Origin of the sequence: Emticicia aquatilis (genome assembly GCF_014644295.1) — a bacterium.
Taxonomy (GTDB): Bacteria; Bacteroidota; Bacteroidia; order Cytophagales; family Spirosomataceae; genus Emticicia; species Emticicia aquatilis.
In genome coordinates this window covers 62,656-81,619 of record NZ_BMKK01000010.1, presented here as the reverse complement: position 1 = coordinate 81,619, position 18,964 = coordinate 62,656, and the positions used below count along the sequence as shown (strand labels likewise).

The following is an 18,964-nucleotide window of genomic DNA, read 5'->3' as shown; positions in this document are numbered from 1 at the left end:
AAATTTAACTACCCGCTTAGGGTTTGGGTATGACTTTCGTACACTATCTCGTTCAAGTAAATCTGTACTTGATGTTGTTTTATGGCTTTTATCGCCTGTTGTTATCGAACGAAACTTTTTATAACCTCAACCGAACTTATTTGGTGGGTTCGGCGGTTCTGAGTTTCGGAATTCCATTTTGGTATTCCGATTATATTCAGTCGTTTTTTATTACACAGCAAGTCAATGAAGTATTTTACACAGTGCTAAGTCCAGCCGTTTTTGGAGCAAAAGCCAGTGCCGAAAATCCATTTACATGGTTTGATTTACTGAAAGCATTTTATGGATTTTGTACGATTTTCTTGTCTATCAAGCTGATATTCAATTTTTTACAGCTAAAGAGAATACTCGAAAATTCAGAAAGTTACTCAAAATTTGGAGCAGGTTTTTCGTTTTTTAATTTTGTTTTTGTTGACAAAGACCTCCAGAAACACGAAGTAGTGATGGAACACGAATACGTGCATATCAAGCAATTACATTCGGCCGATGTAATATTGTTTGAAGTCATTGCGGTGCTTTGTTGGTTTAATCCTGTGGTGTATTTCTACAAAAAATCAGTAAAACATATCCACGAATTCATTGCCGATGATATCGCGAGTAGGCTCGAAGCCTCGAAAGCCGACTACGCAATGTTGCTTTTCTCGCAACAGTTTGGACTAAATCCACACCAACTTACCAATCAATTTATTGATAAATCAACACTTAAACGACGTATCGAAATGTTAAATAAGCCACGCTCTCGTAAAATTGCTTTATTGAAATATGGTTTTACAGCACCCCTTTTTGCCTTGATGCTTGTGATTGCCTCGGCCAGCATCGCCCGAAATAATGGTATCAAGAAGGTAGAAAAAATTGTAAAATCAACTGCTGAAATGCCAATTACAGAATTATCAATTCTGCCGATAAAAGAGATTTTAGCAGATAAAGAAACACCCGTGAAGGGTAAAGTAACCGCTGCCGAAGATGGTAAGCCTCTGGCTGGAGTTGCAGTGACAGTCAAAGGTAAAAACAGAGGTACAACCACCGATATAGATGGAAATTATATGATAAATGCTGGTTCAACAGATGAACTTATATTTACTTTCGTTGGCTTTGAAAATTCAACTATGCCTGTAACAGATAAGAAAATTATTAATGTTACGCTCAAATCGAAGAGTGATGGTACTCCGATTGGCTTACACGAAGTGGTTGTGGCTGGATATAAGCCAACCATCAATTTTGAAAGTGAAGAAATCTTTACAACAGTGGAGGAAAATCCATCTTTTGAGGGTGGGGTAAAAAAAATGTACGAATTTATAGGAAGAAATCTTCGTTATCCTGAGCCTGCCCGCCGAGCGAATGTTCAAGGAAAAGTATTTGTGAAGTTTATTGTCAGGAAAGATGGAACGGTGTCAGATTTGCAAGTATTGAAAGGAGTAGGGTTTGGTTGCGATGAAGAAACTGTAAGAGTGATTGGCTCAATGCCGAAGTGGAATCCTGGAAAACAAAATGGCAAGCCAGTGAGTGTGTATTTTACGATGCCAGTAAATTTTGTGTTGGAAGACTATAAGACAACAAATACTGCAAAAGGTGAATTTCCTTGGGAAAAGTTGATAGTTGTCGAAAAGGGAGAAATTAGAACATTTACTGATAAAGAATCAATCAATAAAGAAACAGAAAGATTGAAACCTCTTTTGCAAAGTGGTTCGATAAAAGAAGAGATTTCGATAAATACTATTGAGAAATCAATGACTATCAGAATTTTGGATAAACCCAAAAATATAAACCAAGCTTCTGAAAATGTAATTGATGGTGACCCTCTTTTTGTTGTTGATGGAAAAGTTATTACTCAAGCAGAAATGTCAGGTATAAAACCGAATGATATTGCAACAATGGATGTTTTGAAAAACGCTTCCGCAACGGCAATTTATGGTGAAAAAGGAAAGAATGGAGTAGTGGTTATTACAACTAAAAAAGCTGCACAAGCCAAAGAAGAGTCTAATTTCACAATCAAAGGTAAACAACTTTACACGCTCAAAATTGGCAATAAACGCCAAATAATTGATGCAAAAACAGCTAATAATTATTCATCAGACCGCATTATGCAAGTAAATGTTGTAAAAGTAGGAGATATTAAAACCCGAAAAACAGGTTTGAATGAATACGAAGAAAGAGTATTAAAAGAAGGCTATGATGGTTGGGTTGATATTTGGGTGCGAGAACAGTAATAATTATTTCAAAATGAAAAAGAGCCACACTTTCAGTAAGCGTGGCTCTTTTTCATTTTATCCTTTATAGAATAACCATTTGCCGATTTCTTTAAAAGTAGGCTTTTTGCCATACATCAAGATACCCACACGATAGATTTTGGCCGCTAACCAAACCATCCCGAAAGTACTGATTACGAGTAGCGACATTGATAAAATCAATTCCCACGGTTCAACACCAAATGGCAAGCGAGCCATCATTGTGATTGGGGCAGTAAATGGCACAATCGAAGCCCAAAATAAGAGTTTATTATCTGCTTGGCCTGCTGTCATTAAGCCAATCATGTAGCCAGCCAGTAGGGGGAGCATAATCGGAAACATAAACTGCTGGGTGTCGGTTTCGTTATCGACAGCCGAGCCAATCGCTCCATATACTGAGGCATAAAATAGATATCCAAACAAAAAATAAAACAAGAAACAGCCAATAATCAACGGTATATTTAGGTCTTTGGCACTATTAAAAAACTGCATAACCTTACCTGCATCCGATGGTGTTTGTTCTACTTTTTTTGCAATCTTATCTTTATCTTTTTGAGGCATTTCTGACATCTGCTCTTGTGCTGCTTTTGCTATTTGCTGCGAAGGTAACAACGAAGAACTGATGGTTGTGAGAGCAAAAGTGAGGGTTATCCAGAGACCAAATTGTGTGAGTCCGACTAATCCAACTCCCAAAATTTTACCCAACATTAGCTGAAATGGCTTAACTGATGAAATAATAACCTCGATAATACGATTGGTTTTTTCTTCTATTACACCTCTCATCACTTGCATTCCGAAACCAACAACCGTAGAAAACATCAAGATTACGGCAATTGTGCCTAAGATTGTAGAGGCCAAGGTATTTTGCTCTTTTTGTTCGCCTTCTTTGCTTACAACTACCACTTTCGATGAAACATCCACATCGGCATCTTCCAAAACTTTTTGGTCGATTCCTGCCTTAGAGAGTTTTACATTTCTGATTTCGTTTTGGATAATGTTTTCGATTTTTCCTTGAATCTCAAAGCCAACACCTTTTCCAGTAAAAATCTTGAGGCTTTTCGGTTCTTCCATGATATTGGCAGGAATGAGTGCCACTATATCGGTACGTTTTTGGTTGAGTCGGTTGATTGCCGAATCAAGTGGTAATTTTAGGTATTCGAACTTAACTTTTTCGGAATCTTTGAATTTCTGTGTAAAAGCACCACTTTCGTCGATGATTGATACCCTTTGAAGTTCACGAGAACTAAAAACTCCCCAAAAAAGTAGGGCATAAAACCCCGAAATAAGTAAAGGCATCAAGAGAGTCATTATCCAAAATGATTTTTTCTTGATTCTGACCAGATATTCTCTGCGAAGAATGAGTAATATATTTTTCATGTGTTTAGTTTTTTATTTGTATGTCTTTTGGCAGGTTGAAAACCTATCCTACAGTTAATCAATAGTTTCGTTGACAACCATTTTGAAAATATCATTCATAGTCGGGATGTTTTCGCCGAACGAACGTAATTCAACTTGGTCAATGATTTGTCTAATTAATTGATTAACAGGAGTTCCATGATTTAACTTGATAGTCGAACTTGAGAAATTATCTGCTATTTTTTCGGTTCGAACTATTTCAAAATCATCAGATGTCGTGAGCAACTCTCCCGCATACTGGATATTATAAGTATTGGTCTTGAAACGCTCCTTGATTTCTTTTTTCTCGCCATCAAGCACTTTTTGTGACTTATTGATAAGTGCAATATGGTCGCAGAGCTCTTCTACCGATTCCATGCGGTGTGTCGAGAAAATAATCGTAGAACCTTTTTCTTTTAGCTCTAAGATTTCATTCTTAATCAAATCGGCATTGATTGGGTCAAAACCCGAAAACGGTTCGTCCAAAATAATCAATTGAGGCTCGTGCAAGACAGTAGCCACAAACTGAATCTTTTGTTGCATACCTTTCGATAAATCCTCCACATTCTTTGTCCACCAAGTTTTTATATCAAACTTTATGAACCACTCCTTTAGCTTTTCGAGAGCTTGTTTTTCGGATAAACCTTTGAGTTGGGCCAAATAAAGTAGCTGTTCGCCAACTTTCATTTTCTTGTACAGACCACGCTCTTCGGGTAGGTATCCAATCTCTCGGATATGCTGAGGGTTTAGTTTCTGACCATCAAATAGCACGTAGCCTTCGTCGGGGCCAGTAATCTGATTGATGATACGAATGAGTGAGGTTTTACCAGCACCATTTGGCCCAAGAAGACCAAAAATTACACCTTTGGGAATGTTGATGCTGACGTTGTTGAGTGCGGTGTGTTGCGAATATCGTTTCACAACATTGTGAACTTCTAAAATATTATTCACGGTTGATTTAAGTTTGGTTTAGTTGTCCCAAATATAGGTTGTCTATCAAACATAATGAAAAAATATATACAAATGGATTTTTTCTTCAATAAAAGGTAGGAAAAAGGCGGTAGGAGTTGCGGCGTTAGTTTTGAAACCAAAAATAGCGTAGCCAGCAACGGCTACGCTATCGAAAATTCTTTCTGTTCTATATAATTTATTTATAATATTCTCTGATTTGAAATAGAAAATATCCGCTTATTAAGAATGTAAAAATGGCATCAATAAAATGGAAATGCAGCAAATCGCTTATCAGAAAAAGTAAAAAAGCATAATATGACCAAACCCAACCCTCTCTTTTTCGGTCGAAAAGTCCTTTGATTGATAACAAACTGCACACAAGCCCTAAAAGCGTAGCTACGGTAGCCAATGCCCAGATTGGATGTAGGAGTAGGGTTGAAAAAACAGAAAGGATTGCCGTGATACCAATTGCAAAAATGGTTAACGGTACTAAAATAAGCATAATATAGGGGCTTACTTTCACGATAAACTCTTTCCATTCGCTTGGAAGCTGAAACGGTATGGCACTCGTAAAAAGGGGTAAAATTTCTTTTTCAAGTGGTTTGTCGGCAATGATGTTTTCCATGATTAGAATAAGGCTTAGGGTTTGAAATACTTTGAAAGTTGGATGAATTTAAGTCTTGTTGTCTGAAAATCAAATACTTAGCTTTAAATTGTGCTGTATTTTTTACTGAACGGTAAGAAGTATTTTTAAAATCATTTAGACTTTTTTTGAATATTTCTTACAGAATCATTTCTTTGCCAAAGAATTTTTCAAAACTTTAATGTTTCTTTGTATTTCAAATCATAAAATTGACGTTGATAGGGCAATCCACGTAAAACTGTAAGAAACATAATCTTTTATGTACTCAACCTATGGTAGATAAATTAAAAAATATTTTAGCAAGTATTCTGCAATTCTGGTCGCTTATTAGTTCAAAATTTAGTGCAGCTTGGTGGTGGACTTTAGACAAGATTTATCGTTTACTCTGTAAGATTTTTGGCGAAGAGCAAGTCGAAAAAGTTTTTGTGAATTTTTATCAAAAACTGGATGCAACCAAAAGTTTCTTTGTTTCAAAGTTTGATAGCGATGGGGGCTATTTTCCTGTAATTTCAAAAATTTATAAATACAGTTTGCGAATCGTCATTGCAGGCCTGATTTATATATTTTGTATCGAAACCAATTTTTTGTGGTTGTGCGGCCGAATGCCAAGTATTGAGCAGCTGACAAACCCAAAGATTTCTCAGTCATCTACTATTTTTACTGCTGATGGTGTTGAAATTGGTAAGTTTTTTACCGAAAACCGCAAAACAATCGACTCGGCACAGATGTCACCGTGGTTGTTTAAAGCACTTATTGCCACCGAAGATAAACGTTTTTATGAACATTCAGGCATTGATTTGCAGTCGATGGGTGGGGTTGCAATCGGTATTCTTACAGGCGGTGGCGAACGTGGTGGTGGAAGTACAGTTTCTCAGCAACTGGCCAAGAACCTTTATAATACTCGTAGAAGCGAGATGAAAGGTTTATTATATTATATACCATTAGTAAAGACATTGGTCTATAAAACCAAAGAATGGCTGACGGCTATCAGATTAGAGCGAAACTTTACAAAGGGGGAAATCTTGACCATGTATCTGAATACCGTTGATTATGGCAATAATGCCTATGGAATTCGGACAGCTTCTAAAACTTATTTCAATAAAGAACCTATTAATTTACAACCCGAAGAAGCAGCGATTTTGGTCGGTTTACAAAAAGGAACAACGCTTTATAATCCGATTCGGAATCCTAAAAATGCTTTGAAACGTCGTAATACTGTTTTGCAGTTGATGGCTAATAATGGAGCATTGAGCCAAGCCGAGGCCGATAAACTGAGCCAAACGGAGATAAAGTTAGATATCAATTTAGAAGATTCATACGATGGACAGGGAAGTTATTTTAAAGTAGCATTGGCACGTTTTGTTGAAAATTGGGCAAAAAGTAATGAAATCGACATAGATTTATATCGTGATGGCTTAAAAATCTATACAACTATTGATTCGAGAATGCAAACTCATGCCGAAACTGCTGTTTCGAGCCACATGAAACGTTTGCAAAAAATATTTGACCAAGAATGGAAAGGTCGTAATCCGTGGACTTACGAAAATGGAGAAGAAATTCCAGGCTTTTTAGATACAGTAGCCAAACGAACGCCAATTTATAAGCGTCTGGTAAAAAAATATAAAAATAGCCCTGATTCAGTACATTATTATATGTACGAGAAAAAGAAGCCAGTAAAAGTATTTAGTTGGGAAGGAGAGAAAGAATTGATGCTTAGTCCAGTTGACTCAATAGATTATTATAAAAGATTCTTGCAGACTGGTATGATGGCTATGGACCCTTACACTGGTTTTATTAAAGCATGGGTAGGGGGTATCAACTATGATTACTTCAAATATGACCACGTAAAGCAAGGTCGTCGTCAGCCGGGGTCAACATTCAAACCCATTCTTTATACTGCTGCCATTGATGGACCGCTTAATCTATCGCCTTGTGATAGACGTACCGACCAGCCATTTAAGAAAGAATGGATAGAAAATGGTGAACCAAAAACTTGGGAACCCAAAAATGCTGATGGAAATTTCACCTACTCGCAGATGACGCTCCGCAGAGCGATTGCTCGCTCGGTCAACTCGGTGGCGGCTCAGTTATCAGACGAAGTAAAACCAAGTGGAATCATTGATTATGCTCGTAAACTTGGTATTACTGCTCCTCTTGAACCTGTACTTTCGCTCGGTATTGGTACATCCGATGTGTCGCTTTACGAAATGGTGGCGGCCTATGGTGTATTTCTTAACGAAGGTCAATATACCGACCCGATGTTGGTTTTCAAGATAGAAGATGCAAAAGGTAAAGTTTTGTTTGAATTTGAAACCAAGAAACGTGATGCCATTAAGCCCGAATCGGCGTATTTGATGCAGTATATGCTTCGTGGTGGTGTTGAAGAACCGGGTGGAACCTCGCAAGGCTTATTTGAATATTGTAGTGCATTATTTGCTAATGGAGGACAAGCCGCTGGTAAGACAGGTACAACTTCAAATTACTCTGACTCTTGGTACATTGGTTTTACGAAAGATTTGATTTGTGGCGTATGGGTTGGTGGCGATGACCGTAGTATTCACTTCCGCTCTCGTATGGGAGAAGGTGCGAGGTCTGCAATGCCAATTTTTGGGAAGTTTATGCAAAGTGTCTATACCGACAAGAAACTTGGCTATAGTCCAGGAGCATTTCCTAAGCCCGGTATGAAGATTACGAAAGATTATCAAGGTTGTGCTTCAATAGGTGGGGAAGCGGCTGAGTCTGATTCGACTGCTTCGGCCGTTGATTCTTCGGGAGTAGCACCAGAAGAAAACCAGAGACTTCCACCAGTTGAATTAATCAAACGTGATACGACAGTAAATCGAGATAACCGTTAGATAAATTTTATTTTTGCTTAATATTTGATATTGTATAGTTAAGTGGCTTATTATCAGTGATATACGCTCAGATTAGTTTGAGATAGTATTTTGCTATCTGATAAGCCACTTTATTTTTTATAAATCCTTTACAACCTTTTACAAAGAATAAGTGTCATATTATTGAAATGACATTTATTCAAATTACACTTTTTAATCATGAAATTACAACTACCCATCCGCACCTCAACAATTCGCTTGACTGGAAAGAAAAAAGTAAATCCAGCCGATGTCCTTTTCTTAAAGGCTGATATAAATTATACGGAAGTTTTTCTTCAAGGAGGAGAAACACTCATAGTATCAAAGACTTTGAAAGAACTCGAAAAGCGTTTTGTGCATTATGATTTCTTTAGAACTCATAAGTCATTTATGGTTAATCTAAAACACGTAGTAGGCTATCAGATTCATGAAGGCCTAATGGTGAAGTTAGAAGAAGAGTACAATGTAAATTTATCTCGTCGTAGGAAAGATGACTTTTTGAAATCTTTTCATAATTTTCCTAAAAACTGAATTTGATTATTGAAATATAAATTAACTGCTTTGAGAAGCAGTTTAGCGACACCAGAGGTATTTTTACCTCTGGTGTCGCTGTTTATATGAAGTAGGTTATTATTTAGCAGTATTTTGTAGGGTAGTTAAAGTAATCTTTTCCCCTTTTTTATTCAAGTTTCTCCTTTCCGTCTGTAATACACTATTATTAGCTATAGTTTGAGAATTTAAACCTTAATATAGATAAAAACTATAATATTATAAAAACAATCAATTTGATTTATTCTTTGGGTAGTTATAATTTTGAGAAACAAACAGCAGCGATTCAATACTGATGTTTTAAGATTTTGCTCAAAAGCGAACTAATATATTTTATCACTCATAAATTAACTTAAAAAACTTAAAGAAATGGAAAATCATACATCTAATGGCGGAGAAGCAAAATGCCCATTCCATCATGGAGCTGGTGCACCCGTAAATCAGAGTGCTGGTGGTGGTACACGAAACCATGATTGGTGGCCAAACCAACTAAGACTTAATATACTGCGTCAACATTCGTCATTATCAAACCCGATGGGCGATGATTTTGATTACGCAAAAGAGTTTAACTCTCTTGATTTAGATGTGTTGAAAAAAGAAATATACGACCTCATGACCAATTCGCAAGAGTGGTGGCCAGCAGATTATGGTCATTATGGACCATTCTTCATTCGTATGGCTTGGCATAGTGCAGGTACATACCGTATTGCCGATGGTCGTGGAGGAGCAGGAGCGGGTACACAACGCTTTGCACCATTAAATAGCTGGCCAGATAACGGTAATCTCGACAAAGCTCGTTTGTTGTTATGGCCTATCAAGCAAAAATACGGTAAAAAAATATCTTGGGCCGATTTAATGATTTTGGCAGGTAATTGTGCCTTAGAATCAATGGGTTTTAAAACTTTTGGCTTTGGCGGTGGACGTGCTGATGTTTGGGAACCAGAAGAAGATATTTATTGGGGTTCGGAAGGAAAATGGTTAGATGACAAGAGATATTCGGGCGACCGTGATTTGGAAAACCCACTTGCGGCTGTTCAAATGGGGCTTATCTACGTAAACCCAGAAGGCCCTAATGGAAACCCAGACCCAATTGCTGCGGCTCGTGATATTCGTGATACTTTTGGCCGTATGGCAATGAATGACGAAGAAACAGTAGCTTTGATTGCTGGTGGGCATACTTTTGGTAAAGCTCACGGAGCTGGCGACCCAGGCCAATATGTTGGTCCAGAGCCAGCAGCAGCTGATATTGAGCATCAAAGCCAAGGTTGGATTAATACCTTTGGTACTGGTAATGGAGAATATACAATTACCAGTGGTTTGGAAGGTGCATGGACGCAAACACCAACACAATGGAGTAATAATTACTTCAATAATTTGTTTGGTTTTGAATGGGAATTAACGAAAAGTCCAGCGGGTGCTCATCAATGGATTCCGAAAGGTGGAGCAGGTGCAGGAATTGTGCCTGATGCTCATAATCCAGCTAAAAGTCATGCTCCAATCATGTTTACGACTGACCTTGCCTTGAGAATGGACCCTGCTTATGAGAAAATCTCAAGACGTTTCTTCGAAAACCCAGACCAATTTGCTGATGCTTTTGCTCGTGCTTGGTTTAAACTTACGCACCGTGATATGGGGCCGAAATCGCTTTATCTTGGGCCAGAAGTACCTGCTGAAGAACTTATTTGGCAAGACCCAATTCCAGCAGTAAATCACGAACTTATTGACGAAAATGATGTAGCGGCTTTGAAAGCTAATATCCTTGCATCTGGTTTATCAGTATCAGAATTGGTATCAACTGCTTGGGCTTCTGCTTCTACTTTCCGTGGTTCTGATAAACGTGGTGGTGCAAATGGAGCGAGAATTCGCTTATCTCCACAAAAATATTGGGCTGCTAACAATCCTTCTCAGCTTTCAAAGGTGCTTGATACACTCACAAGTATTCAAGAAGAATTCAATGCAATTCAAACTGGTGGAAAGAAAGTTTCGATTGCCGACCTTATCGTATTAGGTGGATGTGCTGGTATTGAGCAAGCTGCAAGAAATGCAGGGCATGAAATTACAGTTCCGTTTACACCTGGTCGTACTGATGCTTCGCAAGAACAAACTGATGTAGAGTCATTTGCAGTACTTGAGCCAATTGCTGATGGTTTCCGTAATTACCAAAAGAAACGTTATACGACTTCGTCGGAAGAAATGTTGGTTGATAAAGCTCAATTAATGACTTTAACAGCACCAGAAATGACCGTTTTAGTAGGTGGTATGCGTGTATTGAATACCAATACTGATGGTTCTCAACTCGGCGTATTCACTACTCGTAAAGAGGCTTTGACCAATGATTTCTTTGTGAATTTACTTGATTTAAGCACAACTTGGAAGGCTGCTTCTGCTCATAAAGATGTGTTTGAAGGCCGTAGTCGTACAACTGGTGAATTAAAATGGACAGGTTCACGTGTTGACCTTATTTTTGGTTCAAATTCAGAGCTTCGTGCAATCGCTGAAGTATATGGATGCCAAGATTCGCAAGAGAAATTTGTGAAAGATTTCGTAGCTGCTTGGACAAAAGTTATGAATCTTGACCGTTTTGATTTGGCTTGATATTGATTGAGAATGAATACAAAAGGTGGCCTAACTGGTCACCTTTTGTGTTTTATAGCGTATTTTTTTTTAGAATGGTTTTGTTTGCTTATATACTATTACTGTGATATTTACCTGTTCTTTATAGTAAATAAGCCAAATAGATTGTTTTGAAGCGTGTTCATTAACTATTTTCGCCCATCTTGCTAACTGCTTGATAAAAAGTTTCTTTCTTTTTCATAAACCAAATCATCAGAATCGCTTTAAAACGGTTGGAAATTTAAATAACTTTGTGAAAGAAGGTTTTACAGAAATACTACTTCGGAAGAGTATAGGCCTAATTATGCCATAAAAATGGATTTAAAATCACCTTAGTTATGTTAAAAAAAACGCTTACCTTATTGTTTGTACTAAGTTTTGTTGCGGGATATTCTCAGAATAAAGCTACTTGTATTGCCGAAATAAACACCATCATTCAGAATTATATTGAGCAATCGAAGATTCCAGGAGCAGTGATTCAAGTCAAAAAAGGAAATGAGGTTATTCTTAAAAAAGCCTACGGATATGCCCAAATAAAAGATTTTAATGGAAATGTTTTGGCAAATCCTGAAGAGACATCAATCGAACATTTATACGATATTGCCTCTTTGACCAAGGTTGTCGGAACGACAACTTCTATTATGCTTTTGGTTGATGCGGGTAAAATAAGTGTTGAAGATAAGGTTGGAAAATATATTCAAGGGTTTAATCAACCCGACAAAAAAGACATTACAATTCGGCATCTACTCACACATACTTCGGGCTTATATGATTGGTATCCGCTGTATTATCATTGTAAAACTAAACAAGAAACTTTTAAATTTATTGAAGAATTACCACTAAAATTTCCAGTAGGAAAGGGAAGGCATTACAGCGATTTAGGTTTCACTATTTTAGGTGAAATCATCGAAAAAGTCTCTAATAAACCCTTGAATATTTTTATGGAAGAAAATATTTTTCGACCTCTAAAAATGACCAATACCACTTACCGACCAAACGATACTGGGCGAAAATTAAAAATTGCGGCTACATCCCACGGAAATCCTTACGAAAAACGCATGGTTGAGGACTCAACTTTAGGGTTTAAGATAAAATCAATCGACCCAAGTTCGTGGAATGGATGGCGTCAGTACACGCTCAAAGGGGAAGTAAACGACGGAAACACTTGGTATGCTAATGAAGGTGTTTCGGGAGCAGCAGGTATTTTTTCGACAATTGATGATATACAAAAACTGGTAGATGTGCTTCGGAATAGTGGTAAGAATGGCAAAAAACAATTTATTTCAGAGAAAACTGTTCGACTTTTTTTGACAAAAGATAAATTTAATAATGGCCTCGGCTGGATGATGGATAATCAGAATGCTTTCATGAAAAATGCCAGTGAAGGTTCTTTTGGTCATACTGGCTTTACGGGTACAAGTATTGCCGTCGTCCCTGACGATAATATTTCAATAGTTTTACTCATCAACCGTCAAAACGTGGGTTTGTCTCCTACAAGAGATTATTTCAATGTAAATCCAATCAGAGAGCAAGTTTTCAAGACCGTTATGAAATATTATGGCCATTGAAATTATGTTTTAGAAAGAGATAAGAATAAAGAACTATTTAATTGACAATATTTTAACCACAAAGTTACACTAAGTAGTAGAAAAACGCTGTGAAACTCTGTGTATTTGTAAACTTTGTGTTACTCCGTGTTTAAAAATATACTATCAAATAATTCTTTATCTTTACTTATGTAGCATCTCTCATAAAGCTTGTCCTAAAAAAGATTACTTACAAAATTTCTAATTTATTATTCTTAAACGAAGTCAAAATATCGGCATCAGCAGGAAGTTCGGTGATTAAGTAATCAATTTCTTGCAAATCAGCCACCTTCATTTTCATTACAGAATTTAGCTTTTCAGAAATAGCAACTACCACTACTTTTTTGGCAGCTTTCATCATCGACTTTTTCACTTGTATTGTCTCCCAATCTGAGTCGGTCAAGCCCCCGTGGGCATCTAAAGCGTTTGTTCCGATAATACATAAGTCGGCTTTCATTTCAGAAAGACGTTGATGCACTTCTCCACCAACAGTCATTTGACTATAACGAGACACCTGTCCACCTATAAGGATAATTTCAATATTCGGTTTATCTAAAAGTTCTACGGCCGTAAGTGGATTAACTGTCATAAAAGTAGCTGAAAAATCATCAGGGATTAGCTTGACAAACTCTCGAATAGTTGTTCCTCCACCAATCAGCACGAGCATTCCCTCCTTCAATAAAGTCAAGGTTTTTTTACCAATAATCTCTTTCTGAGAATGAGCATACGTTTCTTGTAGATTCGAGCCATGATGATATGCTTTCGACATAGCACCTCCACGGATTTTGATAATTTCACCATCTTCCGAAAGCTCATTGATATCTCTTCTGATGGTATCTTCTGAAACATTTAGCTTTTCAGCCAATTCATTCAAAGATATGCGTGTATGTATGTTGATTTCCTTCAGAATCAAATCCTTTCGTTCTTTTTTTAAAAGGCTAATAGACATTTTGGCTTCGAGATTTTACAATTGAATAGAGTACTACAAAGTTAAGAAAAATTGCAATTTTATTGGTTTCGCTACTATTAAATATTGCAAAAAAAGCAACATGGATAGTTATAAATGCTCAAATTTTGCAAATAGAGAAAAATATTATTGCAATTTTTGCAGTATTTAAGGAATTATATTTTATGTTTGTGCAATAAATGCAAATTAACTCTGCATTTATTGCAAAATATCCAGTTTACCATAAAAACTTTAAAGTATGAAAAAAATTAGACGATTAAAAAATACTCGATGCTTATTATGGCTTTCTCTGGCAGGAAGTTTGGCTTTGAGCAACTATTCGTATGGAAAAGTGCATGAAAATGAAGCAGGCTTTTCTAAAGTTTCTAAGAAATCAGCATTGGCTAAAGATGTTACGGGCAAGGTGATTGCTGCAAAAGATGCAACTCCTATAATTGGTGCTACGGTTTTTGTCAAAGAAAATCCCAAATTGGGCGTAACTACTGATGTAGAAGGAAATTTTAAATTAAATCTGCCCGAAAATCTCGCCTCAAAAAATGTAACATTAGTTGTCACGAGTATTGGTTACGAACCTACAGAAATTGTGGTTTCATCGAGTCAGACGTCGATATCAATTACTTTAAAAGAAAGTGTTCAGCAGCTCGGTGAAGTTGTCGTAACTGCCTTAGGTGTTAAAAAGGATAAAAGAGCTTTAGCTTATTCAGTATCCGAAATCAGTGGTAGCGATTTTACCCAAGCTCGTGAAAACAACGTTGCAAATGCACTGACAGGTAAAATTGCGGGCGTTAATGCAACAGGTTTATCAACTGGCCCTGGTGGTTCGAGCCGTGTTGTGATTCGTGGAAATGGTTCACTGACGGGTAATAGCCAACCACTATATGTTATAAACGGTATGCCTATTGATAATAGTGTACCGGGTGGAAGCTCGCTACCTAATGGTTTAGGTACAAAAGCGGGTACTGACCGTGGCGATGGTATTGCTGCCATTAACCCCGATGATATTGAATCTATGACGGTGTTGAAAGGTGGGGCTGCGGCCGCTTTGTATGGTTCACGAGGAGCCAATGGTGTGATTTTAATTACTACCAAAAAAGGTAAAGCCCAAAAGGGTATCGGAGTTGAATACAATGGTACTTTCACGATGGATAATGTTGCGGTATTCCCTGATTTTCAATACGAATACGGACAAGGTGATGGCGGTGTAAAACCCACTACACTTGCACAAGCACAGGCTACTGGACGCCGCTCTTTTGGTTCAAAAATTGATGGTTCGACTGATTATGTTGCCGCTGATGGCAAAACTCACCCTTATGTAGCACAAAAGAATAATTTAAGGAATTTCTATCAAACAGGTACAAATTTCACAAACTCTATCGCTTTGTCGGGTGGTAACGATGCGATTGTCTATCGCCTCTCTTTGGCCGATGTCAATGCTAAAAGTGTATTACCTTCTAATACTTATAAGCGTAAAACTGCCAATCTTAATATCTCGGCTAAATTAAGTAATAGACTGAGAGCAGAGGCGGTTGTTCAGTATAATGTTGAGCAAGGTAACAATCGACCAATTGCGGGTGATGCCTTGGGTAATCCCAACTGGATGGCTTATGAGGTGGCAAATACAGTGGATGTACGTTGGCTCGACCCAGGTCATGATGCCAATGGTAATGAAATATTCTGGAATGATGCAGGTATCGTAACAAATGGCTATTTTTTTGTCAATAAGTTTAAAGAAACAGATACCAAAGACCGTTTTATTGGTCAAACCTCTATTTCTTATGATTTACTGGAAAACCTAACCTTGAAGGCAACTACAACTCGTGATTTTTATAACTACAATTTTACGAGTATTATGCCTACTGGTGGGCAGTATATTCCGCAAGGGCAGTATGACGGCATTAAGTCAGATGTATCAGAAACCAATAGCATGATTACGGCTGCCTATAATACAAAATTTGGAGAATCAATCGGGTTTTCGGCTTTGGCAGGAGCAAATACTCGTCAATTTAAAAACAATCAATTTGATTTTTATGGACAAGGATATACCATTCCATATTTCTACAGTTTCTCAAACTTAGCCACCTCTTCGGTTACGCCAGTAAGCAGCAATATCAAAACAAATTCGGTTTTTGGCTCATTTGATTTTGATTACAAAAGCATTTGGTTCTTAACCTTAACTGGCCGTCATGATTGGTTTTCAACTTTAAGCCCAAAAAACAATAATATCTTTTATCCAAGTGTAGGTACAAGTTTGATGCTCTCTGACATCATAAAAATGCCACAATCAGTCGATTTTGTAAAACTACGTGCATCGTGGGCTCAAGTTGGTGGTGGTGGTCCCGACCCTTATGCTATCAATCTTGCATACAGTAGTGTACCAAGTGCAGGTACTGTTCCCTTACAAAATGTAAGTTCGGTATCTATTACCAATGCAGAGTTAAAACCATTTACTTCGACTACTACCGAATTAGGATTTAATGCCAAAATGTATCGTGGAAGACTGAATTTTGATGTAGCCGTATATAATAAAAAATCTACAAACGATATTGTGAGTGTGCCAATTTCGGGTGCTTCGGGATACACGAGTGCAATCTTAAATTCTGGTGAATTAAGTAATAAAGGAATAGAACTATTAATCGAAGGAACACCTATTAAATCTACCAACTTTTCTTGGACAACGAGCTTCAATTTTGCCTACAATAAAAGTGAAGTCTTGAAATTGGCTGATGGTATCAATACATTTTCGATTGGAAACTCGGCTAATGGTAATGCTTTTATCAATAACCAAGTAGGTATGCCTTTTGGTGGTATCTATGGTTATCGTAAAAAGACCGATGCAGCAGGAAATATCATTTATGATACTAATTCTAATCTTCCATTACAGACAGATAACAATCAATATTTAGGCAATGGTGTACCACCATACACAATGGGTGTGACAAATACATTTAAGTATAAAAACTTCTCACTTGATGCCTTGGTTGATGGAAAATTCGGTGGTAGTATTTTCTCGGTAATGGAAGTGTACGCTACTCGTTTAGGTTTATTAAAATCTACTTTGCCAGGTCGTGAGAACGGTTTACAATTAACAGGTGTAACAGCCAAAGGAGATTCTTATTCTTACACAGTTCCAGTAGCCAATTTACGCAGTGCTTATTACAATAACTTAAACCGTTACACAGAGTTGTTTGTTCACGACGCAAGTTTTGTGAAACTACGTCAGGTTATAATCTCATATAATTTGCCAAGCAATTTCTTGAAAGCACTGGGCGTGCAATCGGCAAGCGTTTCGTTGGTTGGTCGTAACCTCCTAATTTTATACAAACAAACAGATAATTTTGACCCAGAGCAAAGTTTAACCAACGGTTCGGCTCAAGGTATCGAGTCGATAGGCTTACCACGTACTCGTTCTTATGGTTTGAATCTGAATCTGAAATTTTAACAAAGAGCAAAAATGAAACATATATTTTCAAAATATACATTTTCTTTACTGATAGCAGGAAGTTTGGGTATCCTTTCTTCGTGTGATAAAGATTTTGTCGAAATCAATACAAACCCTAATGCGGTTTCTGTACCCACAATACCCTATATATTTAGTAAAGCTCTCTACGATGGTGCTGCAAACAGCGGAAACAAAGGCAGCCTTTTATTTGGCTTGATGCAATACACTACCAGCTACAACGACGTGGAAGGTTTTGGTTCAAAATATACGGCATCACAAGTAAATGCTACTGGCGGCGTATTTAGTAACTCTTACCCGAATCAAATTAATGAAATAGGGGAGGTGATAAAAGGAGTAAAAGATGACCCATCGAAAGTAAACTTATACGCAACTGCTCGTATTTGGAGAGCATATTGCTTTAGTCGTCTTACTGATTTGTACGGAGATATTCCTTATTCTGAAGCTGGACAAGGATATAATCTTTCGATTTTCCAACCTAAGTATGATTCTCAAAGTGCTATTTATGCCGATATGTTGAAAGAACTTGAAGCTGCAGCTACGGCATTAGATGCTTCAAACACAACAACATTCGGAAACTCTGATTTGATTTATCAAGGCAATGTAGCTAAATGGAAGAAGTTCGCATATTCGCTTATGTTGAGACTGGGTATGCGTCTAAGCAAAGTAGATGCTGCCGCTGCTCAAAGCTGGGTAAATAAAGCCATTGCGGGAGGTGTAATACGTGACTATGCCGACATTGCAAAGATGACCTATACTTCAAGCGGACAAAACATCAATAAAAATCCGATTGCATGGCAGTTGCTCAACGATAATTATTTGCGTGCCGATGGTATCAATAACACCGAAGGTGGTAAGTATCAAGAGGTGTTTATTAATTACTTAAAAGCTAATAATGACCCAAGATTAGGTGTGCTTTCGGTTGTTTATGTAAACGGAGTTGCCAGTTCTGATGAAAGTATTCAGAAAGGTATGCCAGCAACCATCAACGGTACCAAACCTTCAAATTTTGTAACGTTCTCGGAGCCTAAACAAACGACCGTATTAAAAGTAGATGCTCCTTTATTGTTATTTACAGTTGCCGAATCTAACTATTTGTTGGCCGAAGCAGCATTAAAAGGATGGTATAAAGCCGAAACGGCTGCCAGTTTATACGAAACTGGCATCAGAGCAGCTATGCAACAATGGGATTTGATTAGTGGTACAGTCAATACTATCAGCAAAGCTCGTATTGATAGCTATGTAGCAGCTCATACATTGAAGACAACTGGTACGATAGCTGAACAAACCGAACAAATATACAATGAGTTTTGGGTTGGACTTTTCCCTGATGCACAGGAAGTTTACAATAATTATCGTCGTACTGGCTACCCTGCCTTAGTACCGAATGTATATCCAGGAAATGCCACTGGTGGCAAAATCTTCCGTCGATTCTTATATCCAGTTTCTGAGCAAACCCTCAATCGAGTTTCTTACAACGAAGCCGTACAACGTCAAGGTAATGATGATTTATTGACTCGTGTATGGTGGGATAAATAATTAGCATCTATTCAATTCAATCTATAAAAACGCTTATTAGTAGTGGCAATTTTCGAGAGAATTTTGCTACTACTTGATAAGTATTCTTTCATCAAACGAAAATCAATTAGCAGAAAAATACTGTCAA

The 18,964-nt window shown here is 37.4% G+C and carries 11 protein-coding genes; 7 read left to right on the top strand and 4 right to left on the bottom strand.

Features of this window, described 5'->3' with window-relative positions; all coding sequences use genetic code 11:
* Window positions 1-29 precede the first annotated feature (29 nt).
* Window positions 30-2,246, top strand: a complete 2,217-nt coding sequence (locus tag IEX65_RS20960) for a M56 family metallopeptidase (RefSeq protein WP_188769015.1) — start codon at window positions 30-32, stop codon at window positions 2,244-2,246.
* A 57-nt stretch (window positions 2,247-2,303) separates the two neighbouring features.
* Here the strand turns inward: IEX65_RS20960 and IEX65_RS20955 are convergent, their stop codons facing one another.
* From IEX65_RS20955 to IEX65_RS20945, 3 genes are all read right to left on the bottom strand, one after another.
* Window positions 2,304-3,641 (bottom strand): ABC transporter permease, encoded by a 1,338-nt coding sequence (locus IEX65_RS20955; RefSeq protein WP_188769014.1) that lies wholly within the window; start codon window positions 3,639-3,641, stop codon window positions 2,304-2,306.
* A gap of 54 nt (window positions 3,642-3,695) precedes the next feature.
* Window positions 3,696-4,610, bottom strand: coding sequence for an ABC transporter ATP-binding protein (locus tag IEX65_RS20950; RefSeq protein ID WP_188769012.1), 915 nt, complete (start codon window positions 4,608-4,610; stop codon window positions 3,696-3,698).
* A 196-nt stretch (window positions 4,611-4,806) separates the two neighbouring features.
* Window positions 4,807-5,235 carry a hypothetical protein gene (locus tag IEX65_RS20945; protein ID WP_188769009.1) on the bottom strand — a complete coding sequence of 143 codons (429 nt, stop codon included), beginning with the start codon at window positions 5,233-5,235 and terminating at the stop codon, window positions 4,807-4,809.
* 290 nt (window positions 5,236-5,525) lie between these two features.
* Here IEX65_RS20945 and IEX65_RS20940 point away from each other — a divergent pair, with 290 nt between their 5' ends.
* From IEX65_RS20940 to IEX65_RS20925, 4 genes are all read left to right on the top strand, one after another.
* A complete protein-coding gene (locus tag IEX65_RS20940) occupies window positions 5,526-8,108 on the top strand; it encodes a transglycosylase domain-containing protein (protein WP_188769008.1) in 2,583 nt (860 codons plus the stop codon).
* 198 nt (window positions 8,109-8,306) lie between these two features.
* The gene (locus tag IEX65_RS20935) at window positions 8,307-8,657 is read left to right on the top strand and encodes a LytR/AlgR family response regulator transcription factor (RefSeq protein WP_188769006.1); all 351 of its coding nucleotides are present in this window, start codon (window positions 8,307-8,309) and stop codon (window positions 8,655-8,657) included.
* Window positions 8,658-9,044: 387 nt separating this feature from the next.
* Entirely contained in the window at window positions 9,045-11,270 is a 2,226-nt protein-coding gene (gene katG, locus IEX65_RS20930) for a catalase/peroxidase HPI (protein WP_188769004.1), read from the top strand.
* Between the two features lie 356 nt (window positions 11,271-11,626).
* Window positions 11,627-12,856, top strand: a complete 1,230-nt coding sequence (locus IEX65_RS20925) for a serine hydrolase domain-containing protein (RefSeq protein ID WP_188769003.1) — start codon at window positions 11,627-11,629, stop codon at window positions 12,854-12,856.
* A gap of 208 nt (window positions 12,857-13,064) precedes the next feature.
* Here IEX65_RS20925 and IEX65_RS20920 read toward each other — a convergent pair whose 3' ends face one another.
* The gene (locus IEX65_RS20920; protein ID WP_188769002.1) at window positions 13,065-13,823 is read right to left on the bottom strand and encodes a DeoR/GlpR family DNA-binding transcription regulator; all 759 of its coding nucleotides are present in this window, start codon (window positions 13,821-13,823) and stop codon (window positions 13,065-13,067) included.
* Between the two features lie 256 nt (window positions 13,824-14,079).
* Here IEX65_RS20920 and IEX65_RS20915 point away from each other — a divergent pair, with 256 nt between their 5' ends.
* Together IEX65_RS20915 and IEX65_RS20910 are read left to right on the top strand one after the other, a co-directional pair.
* Window positions 14,080-17,280, top strand: coding sequence for a SusC/RagA family TonB-linked outer membrane protein (locus IEX65_RS20915; protein WP_188769001.1), 3,201 nt, complete (start codon window positions 14,080-14,082; stop codon window positions 17,278-17,280).
* A gap of 12 nt (window positions 17,281-17,292) precedes the next feature.
* Entirely contained in the window at window positions 17,293-18,837 is a 1,545-nt protein-coding gene (locus tag IEX65_RS20910; RefSeq protein WP_188768997.1) for a SusD/RagB family nutrient-binding outer membrane lipoprotein, read from the top strand.
* Window positions 18,838-18,964 lie beyond the last annotated feature (127 nt).

Coding starts and splice junctions, on each gene's coding strand:
- IEX65_RS20960 (WP_188769015.1), top strand. CDS start 30: ATGACTTTCGTACACTATCTCGTTCAAGTAAATCTGTACTTGATGTTG.
- IEX65_RS20955 (WP_188769014.1), bottom strand. CDS start 3,641: ATGAAAAATATATTACTCATTCTTCGCAGAGAATATCTGGTCAGAATC.
- IEX65_RS20945 (WP_188769009.1), bottom strand. CDS start 5,235: ATGGAAAACATCATTGCCGACAAACCACTTGAAAAAGAAATTTTACCC.
- IEX65_RS20940 (WP_188769008.1), top strand. CDS start 5,526: ATGGTAGATAAATTAAAAAATATTTTAGCAAGTATTCTGCAATTCTGG.
- IEX65_RS20935 (WP_188769006.1), top strand. CDS start 8,307: ATGAAATTACAACTACCCATCCGCACCTCAACAATTCGCTTGACTGGA.
- katG (WP_188769004.1), top strand. CDS start 9,045: ATGGAAAATCATACATCTAATGGCGGAGAAGCAAAATGCCCATTCCAT.
- IEX65_RS20925 (WP_188769003.1), top strand. CDS start 11,627: ATGTTAAAAAAAACGCTTACCTTATTGTTTGTACTAAGTTTTGTTGCG.
- IEX65_RS20920 (WP_188769002.1), bottom strand. CDS start 13,823: ATGTCTATTAGCCTTTTAAAAAAAGAACGAAAGGATTTGATTCTGAAG.
- IEX65_RS20915 (WP_188769001.1), top strand. CDS start 14,080: ATGAAAAAAATTAGACGATTAAAAAATACTCGATGCTTATTATGGCTT.
- IEX65_RS20910 (WP_188768997.1), top strand. CDS start 17,293: ATGAAACATATATTTTCAAAATATACATTTTCTTTACTGATAGCAGGA.